This is a genomic window from Solirubrobacter pauli, from assembly GCF_003633755.1.
Lineage (GTDB): Bacteria > Actinomycetota > Thermoleophilia > Solirubrobacterales > Solirubrobacteraceae > Solirubrobacter > Solirubrobacter pauli.
In genome coordinates this window covers 1,305,156-1,325,737 of the sequence record NZ_RBIL01000001.1, presented here as the reverse complement: position 1 = coordinate 1,325,737, position 20,582 = coordinate 1,305,156, and the positions used below count along the sequence as shown (strand labels likewise).

Genomic DNA, 20,582 nt, shown 5'->3' with positions numbered 1-20,582 from the left:
TGGATGACATGCTCTCGCGCTTGCCCGCCGGGCGACGGATCGCCTTCTCCTTCGTCATCTGCGCCGCGGTGGCGCTCACCGTCGCCGTGTTCGTGCAGGGTGGGCTCTCGCAGAAGGGCTGGCTGCGCGCGCTCGAGGTGCTCGGGATCATCGTCACCGCGGGCGGCGTGGCGGCGCTGGTCATCGGCCTCGTGGTCTCGCGCATGGCCAACTACCAGGACCCCGAGAGCGAGGCCGAGTTCGAGCGGATCGTGATCCGGTCGGAGCGGCTGGCGCGCGAGAACCTGGCCGCCGAGCCGGACGAGGGCGAGTTCCTGGAGCTGGACCCGTTCAACCCGGACGACTTCGACACGCTCGTCCAGGAGGCGCTCGACGACCTGCCGGACCTGCTGATCAAGGCGCTCGAGCGGGTCCCGGTCGTGATCTCCGACAAGGGCCACAAGGTGCGCGCCTACGGGCTCTACCAGGGCGACACCGTGGCGCGCGACAACTACCACGACCGGATCATCATCTTCCGCGACACGCTGCTGCGGGACTTCGGGCACGACCCGGACCTGTTGCGCGACCAGGTCACGCGCACGGTGCGCCACGAGCTGGCGCACCATCTGGGCGCCGACGAGCTCGGAGTACGTGAGCTCGGCCTCTGACGAGGTACGATGGTCATCGAACGATGCACTTCGATGAACCGCAACTCGACGATGTGACCCTGGCGGCGATGATGGCCGCGCTGAGCGACCCGGTGCGGGTCGCGATCGTGCGCGAGCTCGCCGTGCGCGGCGAGGCCAGCTGCGGCGCCTGTGACGTCGGCGTGTCGAAGGCCACGCGCTCGCATCACTTCAAGGTGCTGCGCGAGGCGGGGCTCACGCGCACGCGCGCCGAGGGCACGCACCGCTACGTCGCGCTGCGGCGCGACGAGGTGGAGCTGCGCTTCCCCGGGCTGCTCGTCGCGGTGTTGGCCGCGGCGGACGCCGAAGCCGGGGCTATCGCGGCCCCCGCTTGATCGCCGACTTCGCCAGCGTCACGAGGCGGCTGCGGCTCTTGCCCGACTCGATCCCGTAGACGATGCCGGTCTCCTGCTCCCGCCACGAGATCCTCGCGGGGGCGCAGGAGGCACCGCAGCTCATCGGCCAGTAGCGACCCTTGCGCCCCTTCGCGAGCGTGATCGCCTTGCCGCCGCGGAGCTGGATGCCCGCTTCCGCGGTGAACCAGGCGACCGAGCAGTAGTTGGCCTGGCAGTCCTTCGTGCTGGTGAGCTGGATCCGGTACATGCTCGGGTCCCCGATGCCGTTCGCGAACAGCCTGCCCTTGTGCTGGAACGTCGAGGGCAGCAGGACCGGGATCGTGGTCTTCTGCTTGACCTCGGCGACGGTGGGCGTCAGCAGCCCGGGCAGCAGGGCGACGGAAGCGAGCGTGGCGGCGAGCATGTGCGCCGCAACCTACCGGCTCCAGAAAGCGGCGTCCTGGACTCCCAGGGGGGTTGAGAGCGGAGCGGCGCGGACGGTCATCGCGGCCCCCGCTTGATCGCCGAGTTCGCCATCCGCACGAGCTGCGCCCGGGTGGCGTCGGCCGAGATCTCGTAGACGACGCCGCGCTCCTTCCACACGACCGACGGCGGCGAGCACGAGGCGCCGCAGCTCATCGGCAGGTAGCGGCCCTTGCGGCCGTTGGCCAGCGTCGCCTTGCGATCGCCGTAGACCGATCCGCCCTTGCTCGCACCGAAGTACGCGGTCGAGCACGCCGCGCCCGTGCAGTCGTCCACCGTGCTGACGATGAACTGGTAGCGGCGCGCCTCACCCTCGCCGGTCGCGAACAGCTCCTGCGTCTCGTTCGTCGTCAACGTCGAGGGCAGGAGGATCGGCAGCTTGGTGTCCTGCTTGACCTCCGCCACGGTGGGCGTGAAGAGGCCGGGGAGCAGGGCGACGGAGGCGAGAGCGGTGGCGAGCATGCTCGCGCGACCTTACCTGGCCCAGAAGGCGGCGTCCTGCTCGCCCAGCGGCGTGCTGGGCGGCGCGTCCTCCCAGTACTCCGCGCCGAGCGCGTGCCAGTCGGCGGCGGCACGCACGTCCCCGAGCGTCGCCAGCACGAGGCTCTCCATGCGCCGGATCAACAGCGCCTGCGGGGGCACGGTCTGCCGCCGCATCTGCGCGAAGTACGGCGAGCGCGGCGACGAGCCCTCCTCGATCATCTGCGCGACGTAGGCCGAGCTGAGCCGCCGGTGGCCCGGCTCCAGGTACCACTCGGCGAGCATCCGCAGCTGCCCGAGGAGCGCGTCGGCGTCGAAGTCGTCGGGGCGCGGGAGATAGCCGAGCGAGGCGAGCTGGGCCTTCACGGCCGGGGCGTCATTGCGTGTGATGGCCTGCGCGAGCACGCGCTCGGACGCCAGGTAGTCGGCGTCGACGACCCGCATCAAGCCGAAGTCGAGGAAGCCGACGCGGCCGTCTTCGAGGTAGAGGTAGTTGCCCGGGTGCGGGTCCCCGGCGGCGCGGCGCAGGTGGTTGAGCGTGCCGAAGAAGAAGCGGAAGACGATCTCGCCGAAGCGATCGCGGTCCTCGTCCGGCAGCGCCTTGACGACGTCGAACCGGCGGCCGGCCATGTACTCGGTGACGAGCACGCGCCGGCGGCTGAGCGTGGTGTTCACCGGCGGGATGAAGACGAACGGGTGCCCTCGCCAGCCTCGCTCCATCGCCCGGTGGTGCTGGGCCTCGACCTCGTAGTCGAGCTCCTCGGAGATGCGCTCGCGCAGCTCGCCGGCCAGCGCGTCCACGTCGAGGCCGGGCGCGAGCCGGCGGATCAGCGGGAACAGCATCTGCATGTTGCGCAGGTCGGTCTCCGTCGCCTCCGCGATGCCCGGGTACTGCACCTTCACCGCGACGGCCTTGCCGTCCTTGGTGGTGGCGCGGTGCACCTGGCCGATCGAGGCGGCGGCGAACGCCTCGGGCTCGAAGTCGGCGAAGGCCTCGCTCACCGGCATGTCGAGCTCCTCCTTGAGGAGGCGCTCGATCGCCTTGAACGGCAGCGGCGGGACGTCGTCGCGCAGCGAGGCGAGCGTCGTTTTGAACTCCTCGCGCTCGGACTCCGGGATCGCCGTGAACTCGACCGTGCTCAGCACCTGGCCGATCTTCATGGCCGCGCCGCGCATCTGGCCGAGCTGCTTGACGAGCTCGCGGGCGGTGGCGGCGGCGCGCTCGCCGGTCGCGACGTCGGCGGCTTCGTCGCTGCGGAGCGCGTTGGCGGCGCGGGTGCCCGCCCAGCGCAGGCCCTGGCCCGCGACGAGGCCACCGAAGCGACGGGTGCGGGCGATGCGGGAGGTGGGTGGGGAGTCGGCCATGGGCTCTCAACAGCGTACGGACGCGGCGGTCCGCGAGGTCACGCTTGACAGAATGACTATCGCGATATATCTTTGACGCATCGCAACACATCGAAGAAGGGAATGAGAACCCATGTACGCAGCATCTGCTTCCGATCTCTGCGGTCCTCGAGGCCGCCAGCACCACCGCCACGACCGCGGTCCGCGTGGGCTCGACGAGCTCATCGCGTTCATGACGGGTGGCGGGCGCGGAGGTCCGCCGTGGGGCGACCCCCGCCTGTTCAAGGCGATGTTCTTCGGGCCCGGTGGCCCGGGCGGGCATCGCGGCGGCCCGCACGGTGGGCGGCGCGGCGGACGTGCCCGTCGCGGCGACGTGCGCGCGGCGCTCCTGCTCCTGATCGAGGGCGGCCCGCAGAACGGCTACCAGCTCATCCAGGAGATCGAGCGGCGCACGGACGGCCTGTGGAAGCCGAGCCCCGGCTCGGTCTACCCGGCGCTCCAGCAGCTCGAGGACGAGGGCCTGGTCCGCGCCGTGGAGTTCGAGGGCAAGCGCGCCTTCGAGCTCACGGACGAGGGCCGCACCTACGTCGAGGGCAACCGCGCCGAGCTCGGCGATCCGTTCGAGGCCGCCACCGGCGGCGTCGACGAGAACGTCATGGACCTGCGCGGCGTCCTCTTCCAGGTCGGCGCCGCGGCCATGCAGGTCGCCGCCGCCGGCCACACGGACGAGGCCAAGAAGATCCTGGCCGAGGCCCGCCGGTCGCTCTACAAGATCCTCGCCGAGGACGACCCCGAGGACCGGGCCGACAACTAGCCGCGGCGCTGTCCCCCGGCCGGCCCGCCCGCTCCCCGCGGCGGGTCGGCCGGCGTCGCGGGCTAACGTGCTTCGCGTGCGCGTGAAGCCAGAAGTCCAGGAGGCGCTCGCGGCCGGTCGTCCGGTCGTGGCGCTCGAGAGCACGATCATCGCCCACGGCTTGCCGCGGCCGGACAACCTGCGCGTCGCGCGGGAGATCGAGGCCGTCGTGCGCGCCCACGGCGCCGTGCCGGCCACGATCGCGATCCTCGCCGGCGAGGTGCACATCGGCCTCGAGGACGCGGCGCTGGAAGCGCTCGCGGCCTCCGGTGAAGTCGCCAAGTGCGGTGTGCGCGACCTGCCCGCCGTGCTCGCGCGCGGGGAGGACGGGGCGACCACCGTCGCCGCCACCTCGCACCTCGCCGAGCGTGCCGGCATCCGCGTCTTCGCCACGGGCGGGCTCGGTGGCGTCCATCGCGGTGCCGCCTCGACGTTCGACGAGTCGGCCGACCTCGGCACGCTCGCGCGGGTCGGCATCTGCGTCGTGTGCGCGGGTGTGAAGTCGATCCTCGACATCCCCGCCACGCTCGAGCGGCTGGAGACGCTGAACGTCACCGTCCTCGGCTACGGCACGGACACGTTCCCGGCCTTCTACCTGCAGTCGAGTGGCGTGCCGATCACCTGGCGCGTGGACTCGCCGCAGGGCGTCGCCGACGTGCTGCGGGCGCGGGAGGAGGTCGGCGCGCCGGGCTCGGTCGTCGTCGCCAACCCGCTGGACGAGCCGATGGACGCCGACCTGCACGACCGTGTGCTGCGCGAGGGGTTGGAGGCGGCCGCGGCGGCCGGCGTGACCGGCCGCGACGTGACGCCGTTCCTGCTCGAGCGCTTCCACTCGCAGACCGAGGGCGAGAGCCTGCGCGCCAACGTCCGCCTCGTCCTGCGCAACGCCACGCTGGCGGCGCAGATCGCCGCGGCGCTGTGACGAAGGTCGTCGTCCTCGGCGACCTCAACGTCGACGTCGTCGCGGTGCAGTCGACGTCGCTCGCGCTCGGCAGCGACACGGCGGCGCGGGTCTCGCTGCTGCCCGGCGGCGGGGGCGCGAACGTGGCGTCGTGGCTGGCGAAGGCGGGCGTCGAGGTGACGCTCGTCGGGCGAGTCGGCACGGACGCGCTCGCGCCCGTCGCGCTGAGCGGCCTCGACGGCGTGGACCTGCAGGTCGTGCGCGACCCCGAGCACGCGACCGGCACGTGCGTCGTCCTGGTCGCGCCGGGAGGCGAGCGGACGATGCTGCCCGACCCGGGCGCCAACGACGCGCTCGCCGTCGAGGACCTGCCGCCCCTGGAGGGCGACGTCCTGCACGTCTCCGGCTACGCCCTTCTGCGCCCCGGCTCCCGCTCGGCGGCGCTCACCGCGATCGAGCGCGCGCGGGAGGCGGGCATGAAGATCAGCGTCGACCCGGCGTCCTCGGCGCCGCTCGGCAACGACCCGGTCTTCCTCCAGCGGATCGCCCCGATCGACCTGCTCCTGCCCAACGCCGACGAGGCCGTCGTGCTCGGCCCGCAGATCGACGTGCCCGAGGTCGTCGTCAAGTTCGGCGCCAACGGCGCGCGTTGGACCAACGGCGTCGAAACCGTCGTCGGCCGCGCCGTGCCCGTCGACGAGGTGGTCGACACCACCGGCGCGGGCGACGCCTTCGCGGCGGGCTTCCTCAGCGTCTGGCCGCACGGGATGGCCGCCGACGCGCTTGCGGCGGGCGCCCGCTGCGCGGCCAAGGCCGTCACCCGCGTAGGATCGCGCGATGCCTGAGGCCCGCATCCTCTTCGTCTGCATGGGGAACATCTGCCGCTCGCCCACGGCCGAGGGCGTGATGCGCCACCTCGTGCGCGAGGCCGGCCTCGAGAACGAGATCGTCATCGACAGCGCGGGCACCGGCAACTGGCACGCGGGCGACGCGCCCGACCGGCGCGCGACCGAGGCGGCCCGCGCCCGCGGCGTCACGCTCGACGGTGCCGCGCGCCAGATCACCGTCGACGACTTCGAGGACTTCGACTACCTGCTGGCGATGGACCGCGACAACCTCGCCGGCATCCGGGCGATCGCTCCCGACGAGGCGTCGGCGGCGAAGGCGCGGCTGCTGCGCGAGTTCGATCCGGCCTCGGCCGGCGCGCCCGATCTCGACGTGCCCGACCCGTACTACGGCGGCCCGCAGGGCTTCGAGACCGTGCTGGACCAGGTCGAGGCGGCCTGCCGCGGGCTGCTCGATGAGATCCGCCGTTGAGGCCGTAACCGGCCGCACGGTCCGGTCGCTGCAACCGATCGCCGGCGGCGACATCAACGAGGCGTACAAGGTCCAGTTCGAGGACGAGTCGTTCGGGTTCGTCAAGACGCGCGCGCATCCGCAGCCGGGCGAGTACGCGGCCGAGGCCGCGGGCCTGCGCTGGCTCGCCGAGCCGGGCGCGCTGCGCGTGCCCGACGTGCTGGGCGTGGCCGACGACGTCCTCGTGCTCGACTGGGTCGACGAGGGTGGCCGCGGCGATGCCGCCGCGCTCGGCGCGGGTCTGGCCGAGGTCCACGCGGCGGGCGCGGACGACTGGGGCGCGACGCCACTGGGGGACATGACGAAGGTGGGGCGGCTCGAGCTCTCGAACGAGCCGTGCGCGGACTGGCCGACCTTCTACGCCACGCGGCGAGTGCTCCCGCTCCTGCCCCAGGCGGGGCTGTCCGCGGCCGGCACCCGCGCCGTCGAGGCCGTCTGCGACCGGATCGCCGACCTCGCCGGGCCGGCCGAGCCACCGTCGCGCATCCATGGCGACCTATGGAGCGGCAACGTGCACTGGGACCGAGCCGGCCGCGCGTGGCTGATCGACCCCGCCGCGTACGGCGGGCATCGCGAGGTCGACCTGGCGATGCTGCAGCTGTTCGGGGCTCCTGGGGCGGCGTTCTTCGCCGCGTACGAGGAGCGCCACCCGCTCGCGACCGGGTGGCGCGATCGGGTGGCGCTGTACCAGCTGTTCCCGCTGCTCGTGCACGCCGCGCTGTTCGGCGGCGGCTACGCGGCCTCAGCGGAGCGCGCCGCGCGCACCTACGTCTAGGTCCCGCGCGACCAGCCCGGCGTACCTGCCGCCGAGCGCGAGCAGCTCCTCGTGGGTGCCGTGCTCGGCGACTTCACCGCGGTCCAGCACGACGATCTGGTCGGCGTCGCGGACGGTCGAGAGCCGGTGGGCGATGACGATCGTCGTGCGGCCCTCGGCGAGCGTCTCGAGCGCCTCGCCGACGGCGCGCTCGGTGGCGACGTCCAACGCGCTCGTGGCCTCGTCGAGCACGAGCACGGGCGGATTGCGCAGGATCGTGCGGGCGATCGCGATCCGCTGCTTCTCGCCACCGGAGAAGCGGAAGCCCCGCTCGCCGACGACCGTGTCGTAGCCGTCGGGCAGCTCGGCGATCTTGTCGTGGATCTGCGCGGCGCGGGCGGCCTGCTCGATCTCCTCGTCGGAGGCGGAGGGCTTCGCGAACCGCAGGTTCTCACGCACGGACGCGTGGAACAGGTAGGTCTCCTGCGAGACGACGCCGACGGTGTCCGCGAGCGACTCGAAGGTCAGCTCACGCAGGTCGGTGCCGTCGATCGTGACGCCGCCGCGCTCGGGGTCGTACAGGCGCGCGGCGAGGTAGCCGAGCGACGTCTTGCCCGCACCCGTCTCGCCGACGAGCGCGGTGCGCGTGCCGGCGGGCACGGTGATGTCGACGTCCTGCAGCGTCCACTCGTCGCCGTAGCGGAACCACACGTGGTCGAACCGCACGTCGCCCTTCACGCGGTCCAGCGTCTGCTCGCCGGGCTCGATGTCCACGTGCAGGTCCAGGTACTCGAACACGCGCTCGAACAGCGCGGTGCTCGTCTGGATGTCGACGGCGACGCTCAGCAGCGACTGGACCGGGAAGAACAGGCGTGTCTGCAGCGTGGTGAAAGCGACGATCGTGCCGATCGACGCGGCACCGGGCGCGAGCCCCGCGAACAGGTACACGAGCGCGGGCATCACCGCGAAGCTCGTCTGGATCGCGCTCATCATCCAGCGCCCGGCCATCCGGCTCTTGACCTCGAGATCGGCCAGGTTGGCCGACTCCTTGTCGAAGCGCTCGGCGAGCTCGTCGCCGCGGCCCATCGTCTTGCCCAGCAGCACGCCGCTGACGCTCAGCGACTCCTGCACGAGCGCCGAGATGTCGGCCATCGCGCCCTGCTTGACCGTCGTGATCTTGCGGCGCTGGTTGCCGACCCGGCGCGCCAGCAGCACGAAGAACGGCAGCAGGGCGAGCGAGAACAGCGCCAGCCGCCAATCCAGCAGGATCATGGCGACGACCGACGCCACGACCGTGGTCACGTTGGACACGATCGACGCGGCGGTGCTCGTCACCACGGACTGCACGCCGCCGATGTCGTTGGCGATGCGCGACTGGATCTCGCCGGTGCGCGTCTTGGTGAAGAACGCGAGCGACAGCCGCTGCAGGTGGCGGTAGACCTGCGTGCGCAGGTCGTGCATCACCCGCTGGCCGACGACGTTCGTCAGCCACGTCTGCCCGACGCCGAGCACGCCGGTGACGATCGAGATCGCGATCATCCCGCCGACGAGGACGCCGAGCAGGCCGTCGCGGTCCTCGGGGATCGCGACGTCGAGGATGTCACGCAGCAGGAAGGGGGTGACCATCCCCAGCCCCGCGCTGAAGGCGATCAGCGCGAGGACGGTGAAGAGGCGGCCCCGGTAGGGCCGGAACAACGCGAGGATCCGGCGGTTCAGGCCCTCCATCCGCGGCCCCTCGCGGGGCGGGAGGGGTTGGCGGCGGCGCCCTCCCACGGGTTCGCCGCCGCCTTCTCCATAGCGCCGGAAGGCTGCCGTCACACAGCCACCGTATTCGGCGCAGGCTCCAGGGCCAGCTCGAGCACCTCGTCGATGCTCACGACCGGGTGGAAGCTCATGGCCTCGCGGACGTCGGCCGGGACGTCGTCGAGGTCGCCGCGGTTGCGCTCGGGCAGGATCACGGTCGTCAGGCCCGCGGCGTGCGCGGCCAGGACCTTCTGCTTGAGGCCGCCGATCGGCAGCACGCGGCCCTGCAGCGTGACCTCGCCGGTCATGCCGACCGTGTGCTTGACCGGGCGCCCGGAGAGCAGCGACGCCATCGCCGTGACCATGGTCACGCCGGCCGACGGGCCGTCCTTCGGGATCGCGCCGGCGGGCACGTGGACGTGGAACTCGCGGCCGTCGAAGGCGTCCTCGGGGATGCCGAGCTCGTCGGCGTGGCCGCGGACGTAGGAGAGCGCGATCCGCGCGGACTCCTTCATCACGTCGCCCAGCTGGCCCGTGAGCACGAGGCCGTCCTTGCCCTTCATGGCGGTGGCCTCGATGAAGAGGACATCGCCGCCGACGCCGGTCACCGCGAGGCCCGTGGCCACGCCGGGAACGGCCGTGCGCAGCGCCGCCTCCTGCCAGACCTTCTGGCGGCCGAGCGCGTCGCGGATCAGCGCCTCCGTGATCTCCACCGGCGCCTCGGCCTTGCCGGACGCGATGTTGGTCGCGGTCTTGCGCAGGATCGTGCCGAGCTCGCGCTCCAGGTTGCGGACGCCCGCCTCCCGCGTGTACTCCATGACGACCTGCGTCAGGCGCTCGTCGGTGACGGTGACCTCCTCCTCGAGCAGGCCGTTGCGCTCGCGCTGGCGCGGCCACAGGTAGCCGCGGGCGATGGCGGTCTTCTCAGCCACGGTGTAGCCGTCGAAGCGGATGACCTCCATACGGTCCAGGAGGGGTCCGGGGATCGACTCGGCCACGTTCGCGGTCGCGATGAACATGACCTGGCTCAGGTCCAGCTCCACGTCCAGGTAGTGGTCGCGGAAGCTGTGGTTCTGCGCCGGGTCGAGCACCTCGAGCAGGGCCGCGCTCGGGTCGCCACGCCAGTCGGCGCCGACCTTGTCGACCTCGTCGAGCATGATCACGGGGTTCATCGTGCCCGCATCGCGCAGCGCGCGCACCAGGCGGCCCGGAAGCGCGCCGATGTAGGTGCGGCGGTGACCGCGGATCTCGGCCTCGTCGCGGACGCCGCCGAGGCTCATGCGCACGAACTCACGGCCCGTGGCACGGGCGATCGACTCGCCGATGGACGTCTTGCCGGTGCCGGGAGGGCCGATCAGGGTGAGGATGGCGCCGGAGCGCTTGTCCTCCTTGATGCCGCGCTCGGTGCGCAGCTTCTTGACCGCCAGGTACTCGGTGATCCGGTCCTTGACGTCCTCGAGGCCCGCGTGGTCGGCGTCGAGCACCTCGCGCGCGGCCTTCGGGTCCAGCTTCTCGTCGGACGCCTTGTTCCACGGCACGGCGATCAGCCAGTCCAGGTACGTGCGGATCATCGACGCCTCGCCGGACTGCTCGCCCATGCGCTCCAGGCGCGCGAGCTCCTTGTCGGCCTGCTCCTTCACGGAGTCGGGCATGCCGGCTTCGGCGATCTTCTTGCGGTACTCCTCGGCGACCGACGCGCCGTCCTCGCCCAGCTCGCGCTGGATCGATTCCATCTGCTTGCGCAGGACGTACTCGCGCTGCTGCTTGTCCGCGCCGGACTGCACGTCCTCGCGGATCTTCTTGCGCAGCTGCAGGTCGACCAGGCGCTCGCGCTGGAGCTCGACGACGAGCTGCAGCCGCTCGGTGACGTTCAGCGTCTCGAGGGCCTTCAGCTTGTCCTCGAAGGACACGTCGGGCGCGTAGCCGATCGTGTCCGCGAGCGGCCCGGGGTCGCCGATCGCCCGCAGGAACTCAGCAATCCGCGCGTCCGCGCCACGCAGCTCGAGGATCTCCTCGATGATCGCGCGGTACTCGCGCTCGAGGTTGCGCGTCGCGCCGTCGACCGGCACGTCGTCGTAGTGCTCTTCGACCTCGACCATGAGGCGGCCGAGGGAGTCGGTGTGCGCGGCGCCGGCGACGCCGCGACCCACACCGGAGAGGGAGACGGCGCGGCCGCCGCCCGGAAGTCGGACGTGATCGGTGACCTCGGCGATGGTGCCGACCTTCGCGAACTCGCCCTCATGGCGCGGAACGAGCAGCACACGCTCCTCGTCGCCCACGCGGACGGGAAGCGTCACATCCATGGTGGGGAAGACCACCGTGTCGTCCAGCGGGACGAGCAGGAGCGATGTCATGGCGTGTGGCTTCACTTTCTGTAGCAACTTACCTTGGGTAGGTAGTTACAGAGTACCAGCTCCCACAGCGACCGCATAGGAAGATCTCAGTCGTCTCGACTCAGGTTACTCCGAGGTGGACGCGAAGGTGAAGTCGGCTTGCGCGCGGACCGTCGATTGGAGAGACTTCTCAGCCTGGAAGGGGTGGGGGCGAAACTTCGGCGAGGGGAGCTATGACAGCCATGACAGTTGCCGCGCGGCTAGTGATGGCCATAGCTCTCTGCCTGTGCACGGGGGTGTCGACGGGATACGCCGAGGAGCCTGTCGGCACGCTTGCGGTATCGATGTGTCGAGCGCCGGACCGCTTTGAGCGGCTCACAGGCTGGCGTACAGCGGGCGGAGCTCGGTTCTACGACACCTGCGGAACGAAGGATGGCGCGTTCGGTCTGTCGGCGTCCGGCCAGACCCTGACGGATTTCCCCTTCGCCGCGTCGTGGGTCTGGGACGCCCCCGGAGAACTACGAATCGCGGGGGTTCGGTCCTACGGCTACGCGTGGTCGAGTGGAGGCTTCGACGCAGGCTGGCGTGCGAGCAATCGCCCGCTGGGTCTAGGCACTGAAGTTGCGGCGGAGTTGTCGGGACGTCGGTCGTGGGTGTTGAGCGGCCTTGACACTCCGGCGGTCGCCTTGGAGGTGCGCTGCGGCTGGCCTGACCAGGCCGAGTGCCGGGTAGAGGGCGGTGCTGGGATCTCGCTGGACCGAGTCGAGATGGTGCTCCGCGATGAGTTCGCGCCGCGCGTGATTCGTTCGGACCTGCAAGAGCTCCGCACCGGGTCGCTCTCCGGCGCTGTTCGTCTGGCTACGGATTTCGTCGATCGCGGCGCAGGCGTGGCGGCCATGGAGTTGCTCGTCGACGGCGTCGTGGCTCAGCGTGTGAGCGTGGGTTCCCCCACATGTGTGAAGCCCTACGTCGTTCCGATCCCGTGCCCCGTCCGCGGCGACGCTGCTGTCGCTCTGGACACGACGACGATTCCCAACGGTGGCCACAACTTCGAGCTGCGTCTGCTTGACGCTGCGGGAAACCTGACCACCGTCGGACCGGTACGGGCCGATGTGCAAAACCCAGTACCCGCAGGCGATACTCCTACATCTTCAGCGCAAGGTCGCGTCACGTGGCGCCGGACCGTGATTCGCTCCGATCACGCCAGCAAGGTCCGTCTCGAGGGTGTCGTCACCGGGCTCGACGACACCCCACTCGCCGGTGCGACGGTCGACGTTGCATCGAGGGTGCGGATGGAAGAGGCGCGATTTGTGCCGGTCGCCCGGGCCAAGGCCGACGCGAAGGGAAGGTTCTCGATTGCGGTCGAGCCCGGACCTTCCCGGGCGTATCGGGTTCGCTACGGCGCGTCGGAGGCGACGGCTGAGGTCTTGGTTCGTGCACCCTTGATGCTCAGCGTGTCACCCGCGAAGACACGGAACGGGAGAACAGTGCGGTTTCGCGGCTCTATTCCGGATGCCACGGCACCCGGGGTCCGCGTCGAGCTCCAGGCACGTGCAGGGAAAAGGTGGGTGCCCTTCCGGACCGCCGCGCTGAAGCGATCGCGCTTCACCGCGAGCTACCGCTTCACGAGCACGACCGCCAGGACTCGCTACAAGTTCCGCGCGGTCGTGCGTGCTGATCCCGACCTGCCTTACGAGCCCGGGACGTCGAAGATCGTCTCGGTGCTCGTGCGGCCTTAGCGCGGCGGCATGCGCAGGGCGCCGTCGAGGCGGATGACCTCGCCGTTGAGCATCGCGTTCTCGACGATGTGGACGGCGAGCGCGCCGTACTCGTCCGGTCGGCCGAGGCGGGGCGGGAACGGCACCTGGCCGCCGAGCGCGTTGCGGGCTTCCTCCGGGAGGCCGGCGAGCAGCGGCGTGTCGAACAGGCCGGGCGCGATCGCGCAGACGCGGATGCCGGACTGGGCGAGGTCGCGGGCAGCGGGGAGCGTCATGCCGACGATGCCGCCCTTGGACGCCGAGTAGGCGATCTGGCCGATCTGGCCGTCGTAGGCGGCGATCGACGCGGTGGAGATGCAGACGCCGCGCTCGCCCTGGTCGTTGGGCGCGTTCTCGAGCATCGTGTTCGCCGCGAGGCGAAGCACGTTGAACGTGCCGATCAGGTTGACGCGGATGACGGTGTCGAACGGCTCGATGCCGTGCGCGCCCTTGCGGCCCGCGACCTTCTCGGCCCAGCCGATGCCGGCGCAGCAGACGCTGATGCGCAGGCCGGCGTCGCCCGCGGCGGCGACGACCGCGGCCTCGACCTCCTCGGGCTTGGTCACGTCGGCGGCGACGAAGCCCGCGCCGAGCTCGTCGGCCAGCGCCTGGCCGCGCTCGGGGTTCAGGTCGGCGATCGTGACGTTCGCGCCCGCGGCGTGCAGCGCGCGGGCCGTGGCCGCGCCCAGGCCGGACGCCCCGCCGGCGACGAGCGCGTTGGCTCCTTCGATGTCCATCCGCGGGACGCTAGCCCAGGCGGGCGGTCTTGCTGGGTGCCGAGCGCGACGAGATGACCTCGTTGCCCTCGAACTTGGCCGTCAGGCGGATGCGGCTGCCGACCTTGGAGCGGAACTTCACGGTCACCGCGTACTCGCACGTGCGGCCCAGCGAGGTGCGCGTCGTGCCGACCGTCTTCGAGCCGCGCTTGGCGGTGATCACCACGCGGCCCGAGCACCCCTGCGAGGGCGAGACCGTCGCGGGCCGCTTGAGCGTGCCGGTCGCGCGGAAGGAGTACGGCGCGCGACGATCACGGCTCGGCCGCAGCTTGAGGCTGAACCCGGGCGAGGTGAACCGCCTCACGGTCACCGCCCGCACGGCGCTCGTCGTCTGGTTCGCCCCGTCGTAGGCGATCGCGATCAGCGTGTTGCGGCCGACGTCGCCCCCGCGCGGCTGGAACGCGCACTCGTACGGCGCCGCCGTGTCTTCGCACAGGACGCGCTCGTCGTCGAGGAACTGCACCTTGGTGACGCCGCGGTCGTCGGACGCGTCGGCGCGCAGGACGGTCGTCGTGTTCGCGCTGAGCGCGGCGTCGGCGCCGGGCGCGGTCCACGCCAGGAGCGGCGGCTTGTCATCGAACGGCCCACCTGGAGAGGCCTGGATCGAGACGTTCTCGCACGAGGGCGAGACCGAGTCGAGCGTGTCGGCATGGACGGTGTCGATGCCGCCGGCGCAGATCACGGTGTCGGGCGAGCCGTCGCGCGCGTTGATCGTGTCGTCGGCGGGGCCGCCCTCGAGGACGTCGCTGCCTTCGCCGCCGGTGATCGTGCCCGGACCGGCCACCACTTCGAGGTGGTTGGCGCGGCCGTCTCCCACAAGGGCCACCCCCACGGAGGACGCGCCCTCGATGTTCTCGACGTCCACGCCGATGAGGTCGTTCTCGTCGGACTCGCCGTCATTCGCCAGCCCGTCGAGCGTGGCCGTGATCGCGGCCGTCGTGCGCAACCCGTAGGTGACGGTGTCGATGCCCTCGCCACCGCTCACGGCGTCGGTGCCCACGTTCGGTGTGAGGATGTCGTTCCCCTCGCCGCCGCGCAGCACGTCGTTGCCGGACGAGCCATCGATGTCGTCGTCGCCTGAGCCGCCGTCGATCGTGTCCGTGCGCGCGCCGCCGGTGAGGACGTCGTTGCCCTCGCCGCCGGTGATCGTCGTCGGGATCGGCAGGCCGACGGCGGGCTGGCCGAGGGTCGCGGTGACCCGGTCGGCGTTGTCGCCCACGTCGATCTCGACCTTCTCGATCGGGCCAGGGCATGTCGCGACGGTCGCGGTCGCGGTGCACGTCCCGCCCGTGGGCCACTCGTCGGTATCCCCGGTCTCGCGCCGCAGCGTCACGACGCCGCCCGCCTCGGTCACCGTGAGGTTGGACTGCTTGCCGGGCGCGGGTGCGTAGCGCAGCACGCCCCCGTCGACCGTGACCGTCGCGGCCTGTGCCGCGGAAGGAACCCCCGCCACCGTAAGCAGGGTCAACACCAGCGCCCGCCGGACCATGAGGCCGAGGCTAGCGGACCACGGCGTAGCGGAGGAACAGCTCGTCGTCCGCGCGGAGCACCCAGCGCAGGGCGAAGCGCGACACGTCGGGGAGGCGGCCGCCTTCGACGATCGAGAGCTCGTCGCCGTCGCCGGTGATGACGGGGGTCAGCGTGAGGAAGAGCTCGTCGACGAGGTCGTCGGCCAGCAGGGCGCGGAAGAGCGTCGGGCCGCCCTCGCTCAACAGGGCGCGGATGCCGCGGGCGCGGAGGTCGGCCAGGGCCGCGGCGGGCGTGCACTCGTCCAGCCGGACGACCTCGACGGGCGCGGCCACCGCGGGCGCGTCGGGCGCGTCGGCGGGCCCATAGACGATCACGGGCTGGTCGGCGGCCGCGAACAGGCCGGCCTCCCAGGGGATCTCGAAGCGGCGGGAGATCAAGACGGCGGGAGGGGAGGACGGCCGCCGCGCCGGGCCGACCAGCCGTCCGTAGCCCTCGGCGCGCACGGTCCCAGGGCCGATCAGCACGGCGTCCGCGGTGGCGCGCAGGGACAGCAGCATCTCGAGGTCGGCGTCGCCGCCCAGCGGCCGTGTCGAGCCGTCGAGCGCCGCGCGGCCGTCGACCGTGCTGACGAAGTTGAAGAACGTGTACGGGCGCGCGTCGCTCGCGAGAGTGCCCAGGTCCGCCTCGGCCAGGAGCGTGGAGCCGTCGCGCGGCTCGCCGGCCGGATCAAGCCGGTGGAACACAGCACCCCTCGATGTGGTCGTCGACGAGTCCGCAGGCCTGCATCAGCGCGTAGGCGGTCGTCGGCCCGACGAACTTGAAGCCCTGCTTCTTCAAGGCCTTGGCCATGGCCTTCGACTCGTCGGTCAAGGCGGGAACGTCCCCCCGACCCGCCGGGCGAGGACGCGCAGGCGGCGCGAAGGACCAGATCAGCTCGCCCAGGTCGACGGTCAGCGCCGCCCGCGCGTTGGCGATCGCCGCCTCGATCTTCGCCCGGTTGCGCACGATGCCGGCGTCGGCCATCAGACGCGCCACGTCGTCGTCACCGAAGTCGGCGACCACGGCCGGGTCGAAGTCCGCGAACGCCGCCCGGAACCCCTCGCGCTTGCGCAAGATCGTGATCCACGACAGCCCCGACTGGAACGCCTCCAGGCAGAGCTTCTCGTACAACGCGTGCGAGGACCGCACCGGGCGGCCCCACTCGTCGTCGTGATAGGCCACGTACTCGGGTGAGGAGGCACCCCACCAGCAGCGCAACCGCCCGTCGGGCCCCTCAGCCAGCGCGTCGTTCACGCGGCGGCACCCTATAGGCTCAGCCGCGGATGAACGTCAGCCGCCTCGGACGCGGAGAGCTGGTCGCCGTGCTCGGTGGCGCGTTGCTCGCCCTGGCGCTCGTGCTCCCGTGGTACGAGACCAACCCCGACAACCGCAACGCCAACATCGACGGCGTGCGCGGCTCCGTGTCCGGCTGGAACGCGTTCCCGATCCTGCACTGGCTGCTGCTGCTCGCGGCGCTGGCGCCCTTCATCCTCGCCTGGGTGATCCTCCGCGACCACGAGCTGTCGTGGCCGCGCGGTGAGATGACGGCGGTCGTGGGCATGATCGCCCTCGTGCTCGTCCTCTACGTCGGCTTGGTCGACCGCCCAGGGGAGCCTTCCGGCCAGATCGACCTGAAGGTCGGCTGGCTGACGGCCGTGCTCGGCTGCGCGCTGACCATCGCGGGCGGCGCCATCCGGGCCGGCAGCACCGAACGTCCACGCAAGCCCCCAGGAGTCCTATGAACACCCGTCGCGACGACATGCCGCCGGACCGCAACCTCGCGCTCGAGCTCGTGCGCGTGACCGAGGCCGCCGCGCTGCAGGCCGCCCGCTTCGTCGGCATGGGCGACAAGGAGGCCGCCGACCAAGCGGCCGTCGACGGCATGCACGCCGTGCTGCACACCATCCACATGGACGGCGTCGTCGTGATCGGGGAGGGCGAGAAGGACGAGGCGCCGATGCTCGCCAACGGCGAGGAGGTCGGCGACGGCACGCCACCGCACGTGGACATCGCGGTCGACCCGCTCGACGGCACGCGCCTCACCGCCCAGGGCCGCCCGAACGCGGTCAGCGTGATCGCCCTCGCCGAGCGCGGCACGATGTTCGACCCGGGCCCGGTCTTCTACATGGAGAAGATGGCCGGGCGTGACGAGATCGTCGACCTGCTGGACCTGGACCGCCCGCTCGGCAAGACCGTCGAGCTGATCGCCGAGCGCCGCGGCGTCGAGGTCCGCGACGTGATGGTCGTCGTGCTCGACCGCCCGCGCCACGAAGACGGGATCCGGCAGATCCGCGAGGCCGGTGCACGCGTGCGGCTGATCACGGACGGCGACGTCGCCGGCGCGCTGCTCGCCGCCGATCCGACCCGTCCCGTCGACCTGCTGTGGGGCATCGGCGGGACGCCCGAGGGCGTGATCACCGCGGCCGCGCTCAAGTGCTACGGCGGCGGCATGATCGGCCGTCTCTCGCCTCAGAACGACGAGGAGCGCGCCAAGGCGGCCGAGCAGGGGTACGACGTGACCAAGGTCATGACCCACGACGACCTCGTCAAGAGCGACGACTGCTTCTTCTCGGCCACCGGCGTGACCGACGGCGACGTCCTGCGCGGCGTGCACTACGAGGGCGCACGCGGCGCGACCACGGAGTCGCTCGTGATGCGCAGCCGCTCCGGCACCGTGCGCCGGATCGCCTCCCGCCACGACCGCGACAAGCTCCGCTCGCTGACGGGATACCGCTACGGGTAGATGCGGATCCGCGTCGACGACCGGATCGAAGCGGCGATCGCCGAGCGCCTCGGGCGGCTGCCCGCGCGCGTCCAGCGCCGGCTGTCCGGGCAGCCGCCGATCGTCATCGACGGTCAGCGCCTGGAGCCCGACGTCCAGCTGATGCTCGCGCTCCGGCCGCTGCTGGGCGAGCCGAGCTGGGACGAGCACCTCACGCCTGAGCGCGGGCGCGCGCTCACGCGTGAGGAAGCGGCCACCGCGGCCGGCCCGCGCAAGGTGCCGGTGGCGGCGGTCGAGGACCTCACCGTCGCCGGCCTGCCCGCGCGCCGGTACGTCAGCGCGGAGCCGGGCGACAAGCCGACGCTGCTGTACCTGCACGGCGGCGGGTTCGTCGTCGGCGACCTCGACACGCACGACGCGCCGTGCCGCGTCCTCTGCCGCCACGCGGGCGTGGACGTGCTGAGCGTCGAGTACCGCAAGGCGCCCGAGCACCCGTTCCCGGCGTACGTCGAGGACGCGCGGCGCGCCTTCGAGTGGGCGGCCGAGCGCTACGAGCGCGTCGCGGTCGGTGGCGACAGCGCGGGTGGCAACCTCGCCGCGACGCTCGCGATCGAGTACGACCCGGTGCTCGCCCTGCTGATCTACCCCGCGGTCGACGCCACGCAGGAGCGCGAGTCGCGCCGGCTGTTCGGCGAGGGCTTCTTCCTCACCGACGAGCTGATGCAGTGGTACACGGGCCACTTCATGCCCGAGGGCTCGGACCCGGCCGACCCGCTGCGCTCACCGATCCTCAGCCCGCGCCTGCGCGAGCACGCCCCGGCGCTGGTCATCACCGCCGGCTTCGACCCGCTGCGCGACGAGGGCGAGGCCTACGCGCAGGCGCTGCGGGACGCGGGCGTCCCCGTGCTCGCGCACCGCTTCCGCGGGCTCTTCCACGGCTTCATCAACTCCATCGGCGCCAGCCCCTCTTCGCGCGCCGCGCTCGTCGAAACCGCAGGTATGACGCGAGCCCTCCTCCGAGCACGGTGAGCACGGCGACGCCCTGCCAGGGCGTGTCGCCGACGTTGACCGCGCCGCCCTGGCGCTCCTCCTCGGCGAAGTTGCCGACGACGGACTCCTCGAGCTCGAGCTTGGCCAGCGAGCGCAGGAAGCCGTGCGTGACGAGCACGTGGATGCGCGACTGCGTGTTGACGTAGACCCAGCGCGCGATCCAGGTGGCGATCGACGGGTAGAAGTTCGCGATCTCGACCTCGACGTGGATGCGCGCGTAGCCGGGCCGGTCGGACTCGATCCGCTTGACGTCGATCTCCAGGTAGCCCTCGTCGCGCTGGGCGACGAGCAGGCCGTCCTGGATCTCCCAGCGCACGATCCCGCGCCCGTCGGACATGTCGTACTCGGGCTTCCTGAAGCGCAGCAGCACGAGCGGGCGGCCGATCACGACCACCAGGCGCTCCTCGTCGGTGTAGGTGACGCGGATGATCCCGAGCGTCACGCGCGAGAGGTACTTCCAGTACGTGCGGGCGAGGCGCTCGAGGTTGACCGGCTTCCACAGCGCGAGCAGCTGGTCCTCGGGCATGTCGACGTTGGCCGCCTGGATCGAGCGCACCGCGCCGCCAGAGTCCATGACGGTGTGCTCCTCGGGGTCGGCGATCACCGCGTTGGCGATGCGGCGCTCGTCGTTGCGGTTGAGGAGCTTCATCGGCTGAGCGCTTCGCGGACGGCGTCGTCGAAGCCGAGCGGCTGGTCGTTGATCCCGGGCGGCGGATCCTGCTGCACGACCATCTCGGCGCCCAGCCCGTCGACGAGCGGCTTGATCAGCCCGAACGAGACGGGCGTGACGAGGGCCACCCAGTAGGAGGAGAGGCGGGGCGTGAGGACGGGGACGCGAATGACGAGCGGAGGTCGGCGGCCCATCAGCGGAGCGGCGCGGGCCATCATCTCACGATAGGTGAGGACGTCGGCGCCGCCGAGCTGCACCTCCTCGGGGGCGTCCTCGACGGTCGCCAGGTCGGCGAGCGTCTTGACCACGTCCGAGAGCGCGACCGGCTGCGTCTTCGTGTCCAGCCACTTCGGCACGATCATCACCGGCAGCCGCTTGACGAGGTGCTCGAGGATGTCGTACGAGGCACTTCCGGGCCCGACGATCATCGCCGCGCGCACGTACACGAGCTTGGAGTGCAGCCGCGCGCGGAGCATGTTGGCGACCTCATGGCGCGAGCGCAGGTGCTCGGAGTTCTCCGAGCCGAGCCCGCCGAGGTAGACGACGCGCCGCACGCCGGCGGTGGCCGCCGCCTCCGCGAAGTTGGCCGCGGCCTGGCGGTCCTTGGCCGCGAAGTCGCCGCCCGAGCCCATCGAGTGGACCAGGTAGTACGCCGTGTCGACGCCGTCGAGCGCCTCGGGCAGCCCTGCGCCGGAGAGCACGTCACCCTTGCGCGCGTCTCCCTTACCGGCTCCACGGCGGCTGAGTGTGCGTACCGTCTCTCCGCGTTTGAGCAGCTCGTCGACAAGCTGTGAACCGACATATCCGGTGGCACCAGTGACGAGGATCATCCAGGCGGACCGTACCCATGA

22 protein-coding genes are annotated in these 20,582 nt (G+C 71.6%); 11 read left to right on the top strand and 11 right to left on the bottom strand.

The window, feature by feature from the left end:
* The first annotated feature begins 8 nt into the window (after positions 1-8).
* Positions 9-647 (top strand): metallopeptidase family protein, encoded by a 639-nt coding sequence (locus tag C8N24_RS06125; RefSeq protein WP_121249022.1) that lies wholly within the window; start codon positions 9-11, stop codon positions 645-647.
* A gap of 23 nt (positions 648-670) precedes the next feature.
* Positions 671-1,000, top strand: coding sequence for an ArsR/SmtB family transcription factor (locus C8N24_RS06120; RefSeq protein ID WP_121249020.1), 330 nt, complete (start codon positions 671-673; stop codon positions 998-1,000).
* Here the strand turns inward: C8N24_RS06120 and C8N24_RS06115 are convergent.
* The 3 genes from C8N24_RS06115 to C8N24_RS06105 form a co-directional block, all read right to left on the bottom strand.
* Complete coding sequence (locus C8N24_RS06115) at positions 981-1,424, bottom strand: hypothetical protein (protein ID WP_121249018.1); 444 nt, start codon at positions 1,422-1,424, stop codon at positions 981-983. The two genes, C8N24_RS06120 and C8N24_RS06115, sit on opposite strands and share 20 nt — an antisense overlap.
* A 77-nt stretch (positions 1,425-1,501) precedes the next feature.
* Entirely contained in the window at positions 1,502-1,945 is a 444-nt protein-coding gene (locus C8N24_RS06110; RefSeq protein WP_121249016.1) for a hypothetical protein, read from the bottom strand.
* 12 nt (positions 1,946-1,957) lie between these two features.
* Entirely contained in the window at positions 1,958-3,328 is a 1,371-nt protein-coding gene (locus C8N24_RS06105; protein WP_121249014.1) for an ABC1 kinase family protein, read from the bottom strand.
* Between the two features lie 211 nt (positions 3,329-3,539).
* Between C8N24_RS06105 and C8N24_RS06100 the strand changes: the two genes are divergently transcribed.
* From C8N24_RS06100 to C8N24_RS06080, 5 genes are all read left to right on the top strand, one after another.
* Positions 3,540-4,121 carry a PadR family transcriptional regulator gene (locus C8N24_RS06100; protein WP_211339855.1) on the top strand — a complete coding sequence of 194 codons (582 nt, stop codon included), beginning with the start codon at positions 3,540-3,542 and terminating at the stop codon, positions 4,119-4,121.
* Positions 4,122-4,197: 76 nt separating this feature from the next.
* Entirely contained in the window at positions 4,198-5,082 is an 885-nt protein-coding gene (locus C8N24_RS06095; RefSeq protein WP_121249010.1) for a pseudouridine-5'-phosphate glycosidase, read from the top strand.
* Positions 5,079-5,906, top strand: coding sequence for a carbohydrate kinase family protein (locus C8N24_RS06090; protein WP_121249008.1), 828 nt, complete (start codon positions 5,079-5,081; stop codon positions 5,904-5,906). Before C8N24_RS06095 ends, C8N24_RS06090 begins: the two co-directional genes overlap by 4 nt.
* Positions 5,899-6,378, top strand: coding sequence for a low molecular weight protein-tyrosine-phosphatase (locus C8N24_RS06085; protein ID WP_121249006.1), 480 nt, complete (start codon positions 5,899-5,901; stop codon positions 6,376-6,378). The genes C8N24_RS06090 and C8N24_RS06085 overlap by 8 nt, the downstream gene beginning before the upstream one ends.
* Positions 6,362-7,192, top strand: a complete 831-nt coding sequence (locus C8N24_RS06080; RefSeq protein WP_121249004.1) for a fructosamine kinase family protein — start codon at positions 6,362-6,364, stop codon at positions 7,190-7,192. Before C8N24_RS06085 ends, C8N24_RS06080 begins: the two co-directional genes overlap by 17 nt.
* On the opposite strand, the gene C8N24_RS06075 is transcribed toward C8N24_RS06080, so the two are convergent.
* Positions 7,160-8,896 (bottom strand): ABC transporter ATP-binding protein, encoded by a 1,737-nt coding sequence (locus C8N24_RS06075; RefSeq protein WP_121249002.1) that lies wholly within the window; start codon positions 8,894-8,896, stop codon positions 7,160-7,162. The two genes, C8N24_RS06080 and C8N24_RS06075, sit on opposite strands and share 33 nt — an antisense overlap.
* A gap of 89 nt (positions 8,897-8,985) precedes the next feature.
* Positions 8,986-11,268 carry an endopeptidase La gene (lon, locus tag C8N24_RS06070; protein WP_121249000.1) on the bottom strand — a complete coding sequence of 761 codons (2,283 nt, stop codon included), beginning with the start codon at positions 11,266-11,268 and terminating at the stop codon, positions 8,986-8,988.
* Between the two features lie 635 nt (positions 11,269-11,903).
* Between lon and C8N24_RS33305 the strand changes: the two genes are divergently transcribed.
* The gene (locus C8N24_RS33305) at positions 11,904-12,986 is read left to right on the top strand and encodes a hypothetical protein (protein WP_211339854.1); all 1,083 of its coding nucleotides are present in this window, start codon (positions 11,904-11,906) and stop codon (positions 12,984-12,986) included.
* On the opposite strand, the gene C8N24_RS06065 is transcribed toward C8N24_RS33305, so the two are convergent.
* The 4 genes from C8N24_RS06065 to C8N24_RS06050 are packed head-to-tail and all read right to left on the bottom strand — an operon-like array spanning position 12,983 to position 16,543.
* Positions 12,983-13,741 carry an SDR family NAD(P)-dependent oxidoreductase gene (locus C8N24_RS06065; RefSeq protein WP_121248998.1) on the bottom strand — a complete coding sequence of 253 codons (759 nt, stop codon included), beginning with the start codon at positions 13,739-13,741 and terminating at the stop codon, positions 12,983-12,985. The genes C8N24_RS33305 and C8N24_RS06065 overlap by 4 nt on opposite strands.
* Before the next feature lie 10 nt (positions 13,742-13,751).
* Positions 13,752-15,269: an Ig-like domain-containing protein gene (locus tag C8N24_RS06060; protein ID WP_121248996.1), complete on the bottom strand. Its 1,518-nt coding sequence runs from the start codon at positions 15,267-15,269 to the stop codon at positions 13,752-13,754.
* A 10-nt stretch (positions 15,270-15,279) separates the two neighbouring features.
* On the bottom strand, positions 15,280-15,993 hold the full coding sequence (locus C8N24_RS06055; RefSeq protein ID WP_121248994.1) for a dihydrofolate reductase family protein: 714 nt from the start codon (positions 15,991-15,993) through the stop codon (positions 15,280-15,282).
* Positions 15,977-16,543 carry a DNA-3-methyladenine glycosylase I gene (locus tag C8N24_RS06050; protein ID WP_121248986.1) on the bottom strand — a complete coding sequence of 189 codons (567 nt, stop codon included), beginning with the start codon at positions 16,541-16,543 and terminating at the stop codon, positions 15,977-15,979. Before C8N24_RS06050 ends, C8N24_RS06055 begins: the two co-directional genes overlap by 17 nt.
* Before the next feature lie 29 nt (positions 16,544-16,572).
* Between C8N24_RS06050 and C8N24_RS06045 the strand changes: the two genes are divergently transcribed.
* From C8N24_RS06045 to C8N24_RS06035, 3 genes are read left to right on the top strand one after another with little or no spacing between them, the layout of a single operon-like run.
* Positions 16,573-17,031 (top strand): hypothetical protein, encoded by a 459-nt coding sequence (locus C8N24_RS06045; RefSeq protein WP_121248984.1) that lies wholly within the window; start codon positions 16,573-16,575, stop codon positions 17,029-17,031.
* Complete coding sequence (glpX, locus tag C8N24_RS06040) at positions 17,028-18,032, top strand: class II fructose-bisphosphatase (protein ID WP_121248982.1); 1,005 nt, start codon at positions 17,028-17,030, stop codon at positions 18,030-18,032. Before C8N24_RS06045 ends, glpX begins: the two co-directional genes overlap by 4 nt.
* Positions 18,033-19,040 carry an alpha/beta hydrolase gene (locus tag C8N24_RS06035; protein WP_121248979.1) on the top strand — a complete coding sequence of 336 codons (1,008 nt, stop codon included), beginning with the start codon at positions 18,033-18,035 and terminating at the stop codon, positions 19,038-19,040.
* Here the strand turns inward: C8N24_RS06035 and C8N24_RS06030 are convergent.
* Both C8N24_RS06030 and C8N24_RS06025 read right to left on the bottom strand, forming a co-directional pair.
* Positions 18,955-19,710, bottom strand: a complete 756-nt coding sequence (locus tag C8N24_RS06030) for a hypothetical protein (protein WP_121248977.1) — start codon at positions 19,708-19,710, stop codon at positions 18,955-18,957. The two genes, C8N24_RS06035 and C8N24_RS06030, sit on opposite strands and share 86 nt — an antisense overlap.
* Complete coding sequence (locus C8N24_RS06025; protein WP_121248975.1) at positions 19,707-20,561, bottom strand: NAD(P)H-binding protein; 855 nt, start codon at positions 20,559-20,561, stop codon at positions 19,707-19,709. The genes C8N24_RS06030 and C8N24_RS06025 overlap by 4 nt, the downstream gene beginning before the upstream one ends.
* Positions 20,562-20,582 lie beyond the last annotated feature (21 nt).

Coding starts and splice junctions, on each gene's coding strand:
- C8N24_RS06110 (WP_121249016.1), bottom strand. CDS start 1,945: ATGCTCGCCACCGCTCTCGCCTCCGTCGCCCTGCTCCCCGGCCTCTTC.
- C8N24_RS06105 (WP_121249014.1), bottom strand. CDS start 3,328: ATGGCCGACTCCCCACCCACCTCCCGCATCGCCCGCACCCGTCGCTTC.
- C8N24_RS06080 (WP_121249004.1), top strand. CDS start 6,362: ATGAGATCCGCCGTTGAGGCCGTAACCGGCCGCACGGTCCGGTCGCTG.
- C8N24_RS06100 (WP_211339855.1), top strand. CDS start 3,540: ATGACGGGTGGCGGGCGCGGAGGTCCGCCGTGGGGCGACCCCCGCCTG.
- C8N24_RS06060 (WP_121248996.1), bottom strand. CDS start 15,269: ATGGTCCGGCGGGCGCTGGTGTTGACCCTGCTTACGGTGGCGGGGGTT.
- C8N24_RS06065 (WP_121248998.1), bottom strand. CDS start 13,741: ATGGACATCGAAGGAGCCAACGCGCTCGTCGCCGGCGGGGCGTCCGGC.
- C8N24_RS06045 (WP_121248984.1), top strand. CDS start 16,573: ATGAACGTCAGCCGCCTCGGACGCGGAGAGCTGGTCGCCGTGCTCGGT.
- glpX (WP_121248982.1), top strand. CDS start 17,028: ATGAACACCCGTCGCGACGACATGCCGCCGGACCGCAACCTCGCGCTC.
- lon (WP_121249000.1), bottom strand. CDS start 11,268: ATGACATCGCTCCTGCTCGTCCCGCTGGACGACACGGTGGTCTTCCCC.
- C8N24_RS06035 (WP_121248979.1), top strand. CDS start 18,033: ATGCGGATCCGCGTCGACGACCGGATCGAAGCGGCGATCGCCGAGCGC.
- C8N24_RS06075 (WP_121249002.1), bottom strand. CDS start 8,896: ATGGAGGGCCTGAACCGCCGGATCCTCGCGTTGTTCCGGCCCTACCGG.
- C8N24_RS06125 (WP_121249022.1), top strand. CDS start 9: ATGCTCTCGCGCTTGCCCGCCGGGCGACGGATCGCCTTCTCCTTCGTC.
- C8N24_RS06025 (WP_121248975.1), bottom strand. CDS start 20,561: ATGATCCTCGTCACTGGTGCCACCGGATATGTCGGTTCACAGCTTGTC.
- C8N24_RS06030 (WP_121248977.1), bottom strand. CDS start 19,710: ATGAAGCTCCTCAACCGCAACGACGAGCGCCGCATCGCCAACGCGGTG.
- C8N24_RS06120 (WP_121249020.1), top strand. CDS start 671: ATGCACTTCGATGAACCGCAACTCGACGATGTGACCCTGGCGGCGATG.
- C8N24_RS06115 (WP_121249018.1), bottom strand. CDS start 1,424: ATGCTCGCCGCCACGCTCGCTTCCGTCGCCCTGCTGCCCGGGCTGCTG.
- C8N24_RS06085 (WP_121249006.1), top strand. CDS start 5,899: ATGCCTGAGGCCCGCATCCTCTTCGTCTGCATGGGGAACATCTGCCGC.